Source organism: Bifidobacterium avesanii (assembly GCF_009299475.1).
GTDB classification, from domain to species: domain Bacteria; phylum Actinomycetota; class Actinomycetes; order Actinomycetales; family Bifidobacteriaceae; genus Bifidobacterium; species Bifidobacterium avesanii.
The window spans coordinates 85,271-98,700 of the sequence record NZ_WBSN01000010.1; the positions used below are offsets into that span (position 1 = coordinate 85,271).

The window sequence follows — 13,430 nt, forward strand, 5'->3', positions numbered from 1 at the left end:
GATGAGCACCGCGATCATGCAACCCAAGACCCGTCCGGCCCGCAAGTCCAAGTGGAGCCGCCCCGGCATCCTCATCGCCCTGGCGGTGCTGACGTTCTACTCCATCGCCCCGCTGTGGTGGCTCGTGGTCTCCGTGACCAAGAACCGCGTGGAACTCTATAACACCAACGGACTCTGGTTCGGCTCCGAGAACCACATCCTCGAGAACTTCCAGCAGCTGTTCACCTACGAGAACGGCATCTTCTTCAAGTGGATGCTCAACTCCATCCTCTACGCGGGCGTCGGCTCGCTGGTGTGCATGGTGATCTCCATCATGGCCGGCTACGCGCTGAGCAAGTTCGAGTTCCGCGGCCGCGGACTGGAAATGGGCCTCGTGATGTTCTCCTTCCTCATCCCGACCGCCCTGCTCACCCTGCCGCTCTACCTGCTGTTCGCCGGCATGCACCTGACGGACACCGTCTGGGCCGTGCTCATCCCGTCGTTCGTCAACGCGTTCGACGTGTACCTCGCCAAGGAGTACATCGACGGCTCGGTGCCGGACGAGCTCCTCGAGGCCGCCCGCATCGACGGCGCCGGCGAGATGCGCATCTTCAGCAGGATCGTCATGCCGCTGCTGCCCACCCCGGCCGCCACGATCTTCATCCTGACGTTCGTGATGCAGTGGAACAACTTCTACTTGCCGATCACCATGCTGCGCGGAAGCGACAAGTGGACCCTGTCGCTGGGCCTCTACAGCTTCATGCAGACCAAGCAGTCCACGCTGTTCGACCCGACCACCATCGCGCTCGCCGGCTCGGTGCTCTCCATCATCCCTCTGGCCGTGGTGATGATCGCCATGCAGCGCTTCTGGAGGACCGGCGTGGCCCTCGGCGGCGTCAAGGGCTGAGGGATTCCGCGCCGGTGCAGTTCGGCCGCGGCCCGTTCGCCCCGCTTCACCCTCGGGGCGGACGGACCCAAGCGGGCCGCGCTGCACCGCCAAGCAAAAAACGACCGGCGACCGTGCCCTCCGCCTGACGGCGGTGCGGCCGGACGCCGGTTCCCGGCCCATCGCGGAACCCAGACGATCGTCCGGCGCGGATGCCTCCCGGCGAGGCAGCAGCCGCGGAGGCGAGGCGCCGGGCCCGCAGGTTCCCGATGGGCTTTCCATTCCGTTTGTTCTCAAGAGGGGAATACACAATGTCCAGTCTCAATGAAGCAGCCGGCCGCATGCTCGGGCCGGACGACGAGGCCAACGTGGTGCTCGTGCACGGCTGGGGCGGATCCGCCCGCGCCTGGGACGGCGTGCGCTGGCCGGAGCGCTGGCATGCGTTCGCCTACGAGCTGCCGGGGCACGCGTCCCGCCGCAACGACGGGCCGTTCACCATCCGCCACGCCACCGAGGGGCTCGCCGAGTTCATCCGCGCGAAGGTCGCCGGCTCCGCCGAACGCAGCCTGCCGACGATCGTGGTGGCGCACTCCATGGGCGGCCAGCTCTCGCTGCTGCTCAACGCCGAGCATCCCGAACTGCTCGACGGCGAAGTTGTGATCGACCCCGCGTACGGCGCCCCGGACACGCCCGAGGAGGTCGCCCAGCACCGCGCCGATTTGGCCGGGCTGCGCGAGCGCCCGTACGAGACCATGCAGCGCTTCCTGCAGGGGGCGTTCTCCCCGTACCTGCCGGACGCGGCGCGCGACGCGATCCTGATCGACACCGGCCGCACGAACCCGCAGTCGCTGGCCGACTACTACTACGACGAATACCTCTCCGACCATGAGATCGGCCTGTACCCGGCCACCAAACTGGTCGCGGTCCGTCGCGGCCGCCCGGTGCTGGGCATCTACCGCACTCCGGACCGCGCCGAGATGGAGGAGAGCCTGAATGCGGGCGTCCAGCCGTGCCGCACCGAGGCGTGGGGCGGCGAGCACGGGCATTATCTCCAGCTCGAGGAGCCGGACAGGCTCGTTTCCAGCGTGGTCGCATGGGCGGGGGAGTTCGTGCCGGCCGCGCGTCAGGCCGTTCTGGCCTGAGCGTTGGCTTGGACGGGAAGCCTCGCTCCCGACCGGCGGCGCACGCAATGACGGTGCTTCGTTGCGTGCGCCGGAGGCCCTGTTCGAAAGCAAACGTTCGACATGGCGATGAAGCCATTTCGAATGGTGTATATTGTTCGGATCCGTGCGGTTCCCGGTTCACGGAACGGCGGGATCCGCATTGCGTGAACCGGGCATGATGTCCCGCTCACGATGTAATCAGTTTCAGGAAGTTTTTACTGGGAAGCGGCCCGTGCCGAGCGGGTTCGCAACGGTCCAACGAGGTGTCCCATGTCCGATGTCGAAGCCGCAACGGCGCCCGAATCGCAGCAAAGCGAGGAGCGGCACGCCAGACGCGGCCCCGCCAAGACCGGGCAGTCGAACATCTCCGACATCGCGCGCCTCGCCGGCGTCTCCACCGCAACCGTCTCGCGCGTGATGCGCGGCAAGGGCAGCATCTCCGAAGCCACCCGCGCCAAGGTGATGAAGGTGGTGGACGAGCTCGGCTACGTGCCCAACGCGCACGCGCGGGCCCTCACCACGCCGCCCAACTCCGTGACCATGGTGGTGCGGGCCATCACCGGAGGCACCTATTCGGACCTCATGGCCGGCGTGGAGCGCGAGGTCTCCAGCCGCAACATGACGTTTCGCCTCATCTCCACCGGCACGCGCGAGGGCGGCCTGCAGCGGGTCGTGGACGATCTGCTGTCCCAGCGCCCCAAGGTGGCCGTGATGCTGGCCGATGCCGGGACCGACGCCGAGCAGGACGAAGTGCTCAACGATGCGTTCGATCAGCTCGGCCGCGTGGGCACGAAGATCGTGCTCGCCGGCCGCCCCCGACTGACGCTCAACCCCGGCATCGGCGTGGTGGACTACGCCAACGAGCAGGGCATGCACGACCTGACCGCGTACATGGTCTCCATGGGGCACCGGTGCTTCCTGTTCGCCGGCAAGGCGGACGTCTCCAGCGTGTTCGACGCCCGCTACCAGGGGTTCCGCCGCGCGCTTGAGGAGGCCGGAATCGCATACGACCCCCGGTATGACATCGTGCGCACCGACGACAGGAAGACGAACGTGGAAGCGCTGGTGTCCGCATACGCCGCCGGCGCCCGATTCACCGCCGTGGTCGCCTCGACCGACGCCGTGGCGTTGGACATGATTTACGGCCTGCGCACCTTGGGGCTCGCCGTGCCGGAACAGGTCTCGGTGGGCGGCTTCGACGACATGCCGTATGCCGAGGACCTCATCGTGCCGCTGAGCACCGTGCACGTGCCGTTCGCCGAAGTGGGCCGCACGGCCGTGCGCATGGGGCTGGGGGAATGCCCCGACGACTGCGTGCTGCCGACCAGTCTGGCGATCCGCCGGTCGATTCTGCCTTCCGATGGGCCCGTGCTTGAGCGGTGAGGATCCGCCGGGAGTGAGACGGGTTGCTATGGCTGGGGAGGCCGCCGCAACTGGTGTATGGGCGCTCGAGTGAAGCGGAATCGCCGGGATTGTTCGGACAACTTACGGGCTCAAAACGACAAAATCTGCAATTCCAAGCGTCAAACCCCCGCGTTTGCGTCCTTTTCGCGCTTGGAATCCCGGATTTCGTCGTTTTGGGCCCGTAAGTTGGGGTGCGGATCATGGGATGCGCGGCGTGGAAACTGTGGTGCCGGATAATGGGGCGGCGGCTTGTGGATGCCGGGTGCGTTGGGGCCGTTCCGAAACGGCCGACCGCGCAAATTCCATGGCAAATGAATGCGACACGCCGAAGCAAGAAATCGATTTCATGAAAATAGATCACATTCGGGATGTTGGAACAACGTTGTACAGTAGGGGTGCTGTAATTGGTTACATCCTTTAACTATCAATCAAATACGGCCGATATTGGAATGTGAATAAAGTGCCCGGCATTGTCCTGTGCCAATACCTGAGCGTCGCGTGAAAGCTGGTTGAAACCCCTTTCATGCGGTATGATTAAGTCATCCGGTTCAACGAAGGGCCGGCAAGAAGATTCAAGGAAGATCTTTGGATTATTGCTCCAGTTGGTTGTCGGGGCGGTAAGCAAAGGAAAACGGGAGGAATGACAATGTTGTCCACCAAATCGTTCAATCGTCTAACTAAGGGTGTGGCCGTGGTGGCCGCGCTGGCCTCCACCGTCGGTCTGGCCGCCTGCGGCTCGTCCCGCGCCGCGACCGCCGGAGGCAAGGACAGCGCCCGCTTCCTGTACGCCACCGGCGACGAGACCTGGAACGCCACCGTCAAGGCGATCGTGGACGCCTACAACAAGCTGCCCAACAAGGTGGGCACCGTGGTGGCCGAGCCGATTCCGTCCGGCTCCGACTACGCCACCGCCATGAAGACCATGGACGCCACCGGCAACTGGCCCGCGATCGTGGACATGCGCGACACCGTCACCTACATCGAGGCCGGCAAGCTCGCCCCGATTCCGCAGGAGGTCACCTCCCTGGTGGACGACGACGCCTACAGCGCCTACAAGGACGGCAATGTGTACCTGACCCCGTCCACCGCCAACAACGGCGAGCTCGGCTTCGGCATCGTCTACAACAAGCAGTACTTCAAGGACAACAACCTGTCCGTGCCCACCACGTGGGACGAGTTCATCAAGCTCATGCAGACCATCAAGGCCAAGGGGCAGACCCCGCTCGCCACCGCCGCCGGCGAGGTGTGGCCGTCCGGCCAGCTGTGGAAGCCGATCGCCTCCGAGACCTTCGCCAAGCACTCCGCCAAGGACGGCGGCTTCTGGGCCGACGTCAAGGACGGCAAGGCCCAGGTGGCCGACCTCAAGGACGACCTGACCAAGCTCAAGGACATCATCGACAACTACACGCTCAAGGGCTGGCAGTCCACGCTCGACGCCCAGACCACCACGCTGCTCGTCAACAACCAGGCCGTCATGGCCACCACGTCCTCCGGCCTCGGCCGTCTGCGCGACATCAACAAGGTCAAGCCCGACTTCGACGCCGGCTACTTCCTGATCCCGGATTCCGAAGGCAACTTCAACGTGCTCAAGAACTCCGTGGGCGACTCCAGCCAGGGCCTCGCCATCTCCAAGCAGGCCAAGGACAACGGCAAGCAGTACGACATCGCCGTGGACTTCCTCAAGTACTACTACTCGGTTGACGGCGCCAACGTGATCGAGAAGTCCGGCACCATGTCCCCGCAGATCAAGGACTCCAGCAAGGTCACCCGCAACACCGAGATCCCCGGCTCCACCGACTACTACGCGCTGCTCGACAGCCCGAAGCTGAAGTGGTACGTGAACGAGACCCCGTGGAAGACCTTCTCCACGTTCAACACGTTCTTCCGCCAGTCCCGCATCGCCATGCAGGACAACCAGTCCTCGATCGACGACACCATCGCCAAGGTGCAGGCCGAGTTCGACAAGGACATCAAGGGCTGATCGGGACGATCCCCGAACGAGCCGACCATGATTGCGGGTCCGCGCCCACCGCGGGCCGGGCCCGCAGCCATGGAAGCCCCGTGAGCAGAAAGGATTCAAGGACGTGAGCACGTCACTTTCCGTCGCCGCGACGCCGTCGAAGACTTCGCACAAGTCGGATTCCGCGGCCAAGTCAAGCACCATGAGCGCCGTCCAGCGCCGCAACCGCTGGATGATGTTCTTCTTCATCCTCCCGATGCTGGTCGTGTTCCTCGCGATCGTCATCATCCCGTCGCTGCAGTCCATCCAGCTGAGCTTCACCGACTATGACGGCATTTCCCCCACCTACAACTACGTGGGCGTCGACAACTACCATGAGATCATCACCTCCGGCCGCTTCTGGAACGCCGTGAAGAACACCCTGATCCTCGGCATCGGCTCGGCGTTCATCATCAACGTCATCTCGCTGGTGATGGCCCTCCTGCTCGACCGCATCCACCACTTCTCCGGCTTCTTCCGCACCATCGTGTACCTGCCCTCGCTGGTGAGCGCGTTCATCGCCTCCACCATCTGGAAGTACATGCTCAACTACAACTTCGGCGCCGTGAACTCCATCCTCAAGAAGGCGGGCCTCGAAGGCTGGGTGCACGACTGGCTCGGCGACTCGCACATCGTGGTCTGGGTGCTGCTGTTCCTCATCTGCTTCACGCTGGGAGGCAACACCACGCTGATCTACCTGTCCAACCTGCAGTCCGTGCCGCAGGAGCTCGTCGAGGCTGCCGAGGTGGACGGCGCCTCCGGCTGGCAGGTGTTCCGCCATGTGACCTGGCCCATGCTGGCGGGTTCCGTGACCGTGAACTTCACGCTGTCGCTCATCGGCGGCTGGGTCATCTTCGACCAGATCCAGGTGCTGACCGGCGGCGGTCCGGGCTTCGTGTCCGAGACCATGGCGTTCTTCATCTACCGCCTCGGCTTCGGCGAATACCGCGCCGGCTTCGGCTCCGCGGCGGCGGTGCTGCTGTTCATCATCGTCATGATCACCACCGTGATCACCAACAAGTACATGCGCGGAAGGGAGATCCAGGCATGAGCGCGTCAATCGCGGCGGCCAAGTCCGTCAATTCCAAGCCCGCCAAGGCCAAGAAGCAGAAGGAACCCTGGAAGGTCAGCGAGATCGTCTGCATGGTCGTTACGGCCATCCTGTTCTGCATCGTCGCCTACCCCGTGTTCTATGCGTTCCTGCAGTCGTTCCGCAGCTACTCGGAGATCACCATCGACCCGATGGGCATGCCCACCCACTACAACCTCGACAACTACGTGCGCCTGTTCCAGGAGACCGACTTCCTCGCGGCCACCATGAACACCGTGATCATCACCGTGGTCACGCTGGCCATCCTGTGCGTCATCCTGCCCATGGCCGCGTACGGCGTCGAGCGCATCGGAGGCAAGCTGTCCGGCTTCTTCTACCTGCTGTTCATCGCCGGCCTCATGATCCCGTTCCAGGTGCGCATGATCCCGCTGGTGCGCATGTTCGACATGATGGGCCTGTACTCCACGCTCGCGGCCGTGATCCTGGTGCACCTCGGCGGCGCCGCCGGCTTCGGCATCCTGCTGTACTGCTCGTTCATCAAGGGCGTGCCGATCGAGGTCGAGGAGGCCGCGTCCATCGACGGCGCCGGCAAGCTCCGCACCTTCTGGCAGGTGGTGTTCCCGATGCTGCTGCCCGTGACCTCGGCGTTCATCATCACCAACGCGCTGACCTTCTGGAACGACTTCTTCATTCCGCTGGTCATGCTCGACTCCACGTCCGCCGGCACGATCAACGTGGCCATCAACCGCATGGTGGGCCTGCTCACCTCCCAGTGGGAGCTCATCTACACCGGCGCGATCATCTCCCTCATCCCGTCCATCATCATCTTCGCCGCCTTCCAGCGCTACTTCATCAAGGGCATGGCGGTCGGAGCCGTCAAGGGCTGAGCTCTGGCGAGCCCAGCCCTGGGCCGGAAGCCCGGTGGGCTTCCGGCAGGCTCCGACCCGGACGGCCACTACGGCCGTCCGGGCGGCGTTGAGTCTCGCCGTAGGCGAGTCCGCAATTGCAAGGGCCGAAGGTGGAGCCGTGAAGGGCTGAGGCCATCAAGGAAGCCCGGTGGGCTTCCGACTGGCCTCAGCCTGAGCGCCCACTACGGGCGCGAAGGTCGGATTGAGCCTCGCCCGTAGGGCGAGTCAGTAATTGCCGGGGCCGAAGGCGAGCCGCCAAGGAATCCTAGTGGGCTTCCGACTGGCCTCGGCCTGAGCGCCCGCCAGAGGCCATCCACTCTGCCTCCCCGTCAGAGGAGGCAGAGTTTTTCATCGAAGAAGTTCTATCATTAATGCGCGAAAGGGGCCGTTATGAACATTTTCGCCAAGGCCGGTCAGGCCATCCGCCGTTTCGTCGCCTACGATTCGCCGGTGTCACAGACCGTGCTCACCGTATGGGGCGTGTTCGTGACCGCCGTGTGCGCCTGGCTGTTCCTGCTGCCCCAGCTCGCCTTCGAGCTGCTCGTCGGTTGGCAATCCACGCATCTGGCCCTGTGGCTCGGCACGCTGAGCCTCATCACGGTCGGCCCCATGCTTCGCGGTCTGCTGACCGCCTCCACGGCCATCCTTGCGGAGAAGGGGTATCCGAGCCATCTGGCGCGCGGCTTCTTCGACGCCATCCGCAAGGCGCCCCGTGCGCTGTGGGCGCTGTGGGCGATCTCGTTCCCGGTCGGACTGTTCGTCGCGTATGACGTGGCCCTGGCCGCCGGCTCCGCGGCTCGCATGGTTCCGGCGATCGTGCTTGGCGTGCTGATGGCGTTGCTGCTCGCGGCGGCGGGCGTGCTGGCGCAACCCAGTTGGAGCGTGGTCGAATTGGTCACCGCATCGCTGACGGCCATGGCGCGGCGCGTCTGGCTGCCGCTGACATGGCTGTTCCTGCTGGCAATCTGCCTGCTGCTCACGCGCATCCCGCTGCTCGGTCCCACCGTCGCCCTGTTCGTTCCCGCGCTGTGGGGGCTGGGCGTGGCGCTGGTCAACGGCATGTGGCGCTTCGGTCGGTGACCGCTGCGGGGAGGCTGGCGGCTTGGCTTAAGGCTTGACGCCGCGCCGTTGCAGGTTGGTCTCCCTGACCGGCTGGTTGCCGTGCGGGGTGTGACGGTCCGCCATTCCGAATTGCGGGCCCAAACGGACGAAATCTGCTGTTCCAAGCGCGAAAAGGACGGAAATGCGGGGGTTTGGCGCTTGGAATTCCGGATTTCGTCCGTTTCAGCCCGCAAATTGCGGCTTGTGCGCGGTGGCTTGTGTGCGATGACGGCGCATGCTGTACGATTCACCATGTTGAGAAATCGGTTTCACATCGGTTTCGTTTCGAGTTCATGCCGAGGGCAAAGGAGTCATTCGTGGATAGGCGATCGGCGACGGCGGGGCGCGTGCGAACATCGGGGGATGCGGAGGCCCCGAACGCTCCCGGGCGGGACGGGCGGTTCCCGTGGCGGTCGGGCCTGAGCCTCATGGTGGGCGGCGCCGGTTGGATGTGGGCGTTCACGTCTCTGCACGCCGTGCTGCTGCCGGCCAAGATCCAGCTCATCGACCCGGTCAACAAAATCTCCATCGTGGCCATGGTCTCCACCGTCACCATGCTCATCTCGCTGCTGGCGGGCATGGGCGGGGGCATGCTGTCCGACCGCACGCGCACCCGCATCGGTTCCCGCTCGCCGTGGCTCATCGGCGGCGTGATGCTGGGCACCGCGCTGCTCGCGGCGTTCGCGTTCTGCGACAGTCTGCCGGTCGTGCTCGCCGTGTGGTGGGCATACGGCGCCGTCTACAACGTGATGTTGTCCGCCGGATGCGCGTGGCAGCCCGACCAGGTGGCCCCGCGCTGGCGCGGCACGGTCTCGTCCATGTACGGCGTGGGCCGGCAGTTCGGCCTGCAGGGGGCGCAGATCGTCGCGGCCATGTTCGTCACGAACATCAGCCTCGGCGTGGTCGTGGCCCTGTGCGTGTTCGACGTGCTTTCGCTGGCCGCCGTGGCCATCAACGGCGAGCGGTCCAACCGCGACGCGCCGCGTCCCGCGAGGACGAACGGGGGACTGCGGTCTCGCTTGGCCATGTTCCTGCCTCCCGCGCACGCCGGACGCGACTATTGGCTGGCGGCGGTCCTGCTGTTCCTGTGGATGCTGCCCGGCGGCATCGGCCTGTACCGCCTGTACACGCTCACCGATTACATGGGGCAGTCGGATCAGGCGGCCGGCTGGTGGATCGGCGTCATGTCCGTTCCGGGGCTCGTGCTGGCCATTGGCTTCTGCGCGGTGTCCGGGCCTATCGCCGATCGGTTCAGCAGCGTGAGGATCCCGCTGGCGCTCGCGATCTTCTCGGTCGGCCTGCCGTGCTGGCTGCCGTTCTTCGTGCCCACGCCAATGGCCTATGCAGTGTATTTCGTGCTCTCCTCGTTCGGCGGCGGCATCTTCACCGCGCTCGACCAGTCGATCATGGTCGACGTGCTGCCGAATCCGACCACGCGCGCGCACGATCTGGCCTTCCTCAATGCCTGCGGGGCGCTCGGCAACCTCTGCGCGCCGCTGCTTGCCGGGGCTTTGGTGAAGGCGTTCGGCTACGCGAGCCTGTTTCCCATGGGGTTCGCGGTGCTGACCGCGGCGGCGGCGTGCGTGCTGTGCTTCCGGGGCATTCGATGATCGGCTGCACTTTACGCACGTGTCGAAGTTGAATTTGTGAAATCGATTTCATACACTGTAGGCGATACAACGTCGTAACGGTCCCGGCCCGTTCCCAGTGAGGTGAGCGATGGTGCCGAGCGTGAGAAAGGATGCGGAGATGCGCATTGAATGCTATTCGGCGCCCGTGGGTGCCGTGCTGCAGCGCGACTGGCGCGTGCGCGTGAGGCCGGTCGCCGTTGCGGATGGCGGCGCTGCTGGCGGTGATGGGGAATCCGCATGGCGCGAACTGCCCGTCTACCGCGTCAAGGTAGACATGCACGACGTGCACGCCGCGTCGATGGCGTACTTCGACGCCGATTTCGCCGCCGGCCCGGTCGAGGTGGAGGTGACGCCCGCCGGATGGAACGCCTTCTACACGGCGGAGGTGCGGCCGCTGAGCCTGGGCATCGAGCCGACCGTGGAGCCGCGGGCCGTGCGGTTCGTCATCGACCGCCCGCTGAACTGCTCGGTGGAGATCAATCGCAACCGCATGGGCAACCTGCATCTGTTCGCGGGCGATCTTGCCGAGATGGACGCGCTGCTGGGGCCCGATGCGAACGGGCGCGGCTTCGACGTGACGGTCGAGGGCAATCCGAACGGGCCGAACACCTTCGGGCGGGACGCCCTGTGGCGGGTCGAGGCCGCGCGGAAGCCCGGCCGTCCCGTGCGCGTGCTGGTGCGCCGCGCGCATTACTGCATCGAGGACTGCGTGATGGACCTGCCGGACGACGTGGAAATCGTGCTCGAGGGCGGCGCGGTGCTCGACGGTGCGTTCCGCATCCGGGGGCGGCGCAACGTGGCCATCCGGGGCCGTGGGATGTTCTACCAGGCCGACTTCAAGCGGTTCAGCGGCCTGAGCGGCGTGACCATCGCGCAGTCCGAACACGTCACGGTCGACGGCCCCGTGTTCGTCAACCCGCCGCACTACACCGTCATGCTCGGCGCGAGCTCGGACGTGACGATCCGCAACGTCAAGTCGTTCAGCTGCGAGGGGTGGAGCGACGGCGTGGACATGATGGCCTGCCGCGACGTGACGGTCGAACGCTGCTTCCTGAGGACCTCCGACGACTGCATCGCCGTCTACGGCTCGCGCTGGGAGTACCGCGGCGGATCGTCCGACGTGACCGTGCGCGACTGCGCATTGTGGTCCGACGTGGCGCACCCCATGATGATCGGCACGCACGGCGACCACGAACACGACGGCGACGTGCTCGAGCGGCTGCATTTCGAGAACATCGACGTGCTCGAGCACAACGAGTACCAGGACAATTACTTGGGCGTCATGGCGATCAACGCGGGCGACGCGAACACCGTGCGCGACGTGACGTGGAGGCGCATCCGCGTCGAGCGCTTCCGCCACGGTCGCGTGATCGACATCGAAACCAAATGGAACAGGGACTACAACCCGCGTCCCGGGCGGCTGGTGGAACGCGTGCTCGTCGAGGACGTGGACGTGGCGTCCGGCTCGGGGGAGGAGACGTCGATCGTCGCCGGATACGACGCCGGCCATCCCGTGCGGGACGTGACCATCCGCGGGTTCAGGCGCGACGGCGTGCCCTGCGGCGACGCGGCCGCCGTGAACGTGCGCGTCGGGCCGAACGCGGACGGCGTGCGGATCGAGGCGTAGTCGGGACGGGCGGCGGTAAGGGACGCGCCCCACGACAGCAATCGATACATGAAATCGTTACCACGGCCAAAAGGCCTTATGATGTAAGGAGTTGAACGAACGCTATGAAACACGCGAAGGAGCAGTGCCATGGCACAAGGCAAGGTGATCGCAATGCCACCCAGCGGTAACCGGAGTACGCCGGTCATCAAGGACGTGGCGCAGCTCGCGGGCGTGTCCGTGCCCACGGTGTCGCGCTACCTCAACGGCACGGCCAAGGTCAGTCAGGAGAAGCGCGAGAAGATCGCGCAGGCCATCAAGCTGCTCGACTACAAGCCCAGCTTCGTCGCCCGCGCGCTCGCCAACAAGGTCATGGATTCGGTCACGCTGCTCACGTCGCTGAGCCGGTACTGGGCCACCACCGAGATCAACAGCGGCGCCGAGCACGCCGCGCGCGACCGCGGGTTCCTCTTCGGCGTGACCTCGCTGGACGGCATCTCCGACGACGAGATCGAAAGCACCATCAACCGCGTGCTCTCCGCGAACCCGGCCGGCGTGATCGTGAGCGAATCCGACGAGATCGCCATTCAGGTGCTCCACCAGATCCCGAAGGACACGCCCCTGGTGCTCATCGGCGGCTCGCGCGGCGACGCGCCCTATCAGGTCATGCCGTCCGAGCGCGAGGGCGGCCGCGTGATCACCGAACATCTGCTGGGGCTCGGCCATCGCAACGTGGTGCACGTGCACCGTCCCGAAGGCCCGAACAACAACACGCGAACGCTCGGCTGGCGCGACGCTATGCGCGACGCGGGCATCCAGGCCGTCGAGGCGTATCAGGTGGGCTCCGATCTGGAGGAATCCGTGGAGCTCGGCCGCAAGCTCGCGCACGATCCGAACCTCACCGCCATCTTCGCCGGCAACGATGAAACCGCCATCTCGCTCATCAAGGGTCTGCGCGACGAGGGCGTGCACGTGCCCGAGGACGTGTCCGTGGCCGGCTACAACGACCAGCTGTTCTCCCGCATGTGGGATCCGCCGCTGACGAGCTACAGCCAGAACTTCGTGGACTTGGGCGCTGCCGCTTTCGAGATGCTGTACGCGCAGATCGAGGCCAAGCGCGCCGGCAACCCCGCGCCCGCGCCGGAATGCAGGGTGATCGAGGGCAGGCTCATGGTGCGCGACTCCACCGCCGCGCCGAGGAACGCCGCTTAGCCGTGGGTTCGTGTGGGCGCTCGTGCGGGGCGTGTGCTCGTGTGCGGGTGTGAGCGCATCTCGTGTGGATGCGTGGGCGCATGTAGGGTGTGCGGCCGCGGGACATGTAACCGTGCGTTCGCGCGGAGTGCGTGACCACGCGTGGGCGTGTGGGCGCGTGACCGTGTTCTCGTAACCATGGCTTGGACGTGGGCGTAGGCGTATGGCCATGTGATTACGCATGGGTGCGTGATCACACGGTCACGCGGTCACGCGGTCGCACGTGGTTGTTTGGACCGGTTCGCGCGTTGAAGCACTGAATCCGCTCATTCCATGGACCGTTTGCGGCGGATTGAGCGAATCCAGTGCGTGAGCCGCGGAAAAGGGGGTGCGGACTTTTTCTTGGACGGCTACACCGCCAGCCCAAGGTGTCTGCGGTATTGCACCGGGCTCATCCAGCCCAGCGACTTCTTGATACGGGTCCCATTGTAATGGGACAGGTAGGCGGCCA

The 13,430-nt window shown here is 65.4% G+C and carries 11 protein-coding genes; 10 read left to right on the forward strand and 1 reads right to left on the reverse strand.

The annotated features are described in order from the left end of the window. The first annotated feature begins 1 nt into the window (after nucleotide 1). The 10 genes from DSM100685_RS06710 (at nucleotide 2) to DSM100685_RS06755 (ending at nucleotide 12,940) form a co-directional block, all read left to right on the forward strand. A complete protein-coding gene (locus DSM100685_RS06710) occupies nucleotides 2-886 on the forward strand; it encodes a carbohydrate ABC transporter permease (protein WP_152350582.1) in 885 nt (294 codons plus the stop codon). Between the two features lie 290 nt (nucleotides 887-1,176). Next, a complete protein-coding gene (locus DSM100685_RS06715) occupies nucleotides 1,177-2,007 on the forward strand; it encodes an alpha/beta fold hydrolase (RefSeq protein WP_163201005.1) in 831 nt (276 codons plus the stop codon). 291 nt (nucleotides 2,008-2,298) lie between these two features. After that, complete coding sequence (locus DSM100685_RS06720) at nucleotides 2,299-3,411, forward strand: LacI family DNA-binding transcriptional regulator (protein WP_152350584.1); 1,113 nt, start codon at nucleotides 2,299-2,301, stop codon at nucleotides 3,409-3,411. A 661-nt stretch (nucleotides 3,412-4,072) separates the two neighbouring features. Beyond that, on the forward strand, nucleotides 4,073-5,413 hold the full coding sequence (locus DSM100685_RS06725; RefSeq protein ID WP_205730734.1) for an ABC transporter substrate-binding protein: 1,341 nt from the start codon (nucleotides 4,073-4,075) through the stop codon (nucleotides 5,411-5,413). 103 nt (nucleotides 5,414-5,516) lie between these two features. Then, nucleotides 5,517-6,482, forward strand: coding sequence for a carbohydrate ABC transporter permease (locus DSM100685_RS06730; protein WP_204314315.1), 966 nt, complete (start codon nucleotides 5,517-5,519; stop codon nucleotides 6,480-6,482). Then, nucleotides 6,479-7,369: a carbohydrate ABC transporter permease gene (locus tag DSM100685_RS06735; protein ID WP_204314316.1), complete on the forward strand. Its 891-nt coding sequence runs from the start codon at nucleotides 6,479-6,481 to the stop codon at nucleotides 7,367-7,369. Before DSM100685_RS06730 ends, DSM100685_RS06735 begins: the two co-directional genes overlap by 4 nt. A gap of 411 nt (nucleotides 7,370-7,780) precedes the next feature. Beyond that, a complete protein-coding gene (locus tag DSM100685_RS06740; protein ID WP_152350585.1) occupies nucleotides 7,781-8,470 on the forward strand; it encodes a hypothetical protein in 690 nt (229 codons plus the stop codon). A gap of 338 nt (nucleotides 8,471-8,808) precedes the next feature. Beyond that, complete coding sequence (locus DSM100685_RS06745) at nucleotides 8,809-10,101, forward strand: MFS transporter (RefSeq protein WP_163201007.1); 1,293 nt, start codon at nucleotides 8,809-8,811, stop codon at nucleotides 10,099-10,101. A gap of 139 nt (nucleotides 10,102-10,240) precedes the next feature. After that, entirely contained in the window at nucleotides 10,241-11,749 is a 1,509-nt protein-coding gene (locus tag DSM100685_RS06750; protein WP_152350587.1) for a glycosyl hydrolase family 28 protein, read from the forward strand. A gap of 129 nt (nucleotides 11,750-11,878) precedes the next feature. Further along, nucleotides 11,879-12,940: a LacI family DNA-binding transcriptional regulator gene (locus DSM100685_RS06755; RefSeq protein WP_239512683.1), complete on the forward strand. Its 1,062-nt coding sequence runs from the start codon at nucleotides 11,879-11,881 to the stop codon at nucleotides 12,938-12,940. Nucleotides 12,941-13,329: 389 nt separating this feature from the next. Here the strand turns inward: DSM100685_RS06755 and DSM100685_RS06760 are convergent. Continuing rightward, on the reverse strand, nucleotides 13,330-13,430 hold a 101-nt coding region (locus DSM100685_RS06760; protein WP_152350281.1), incomplete at its 5' end, for an IS3 family transposase.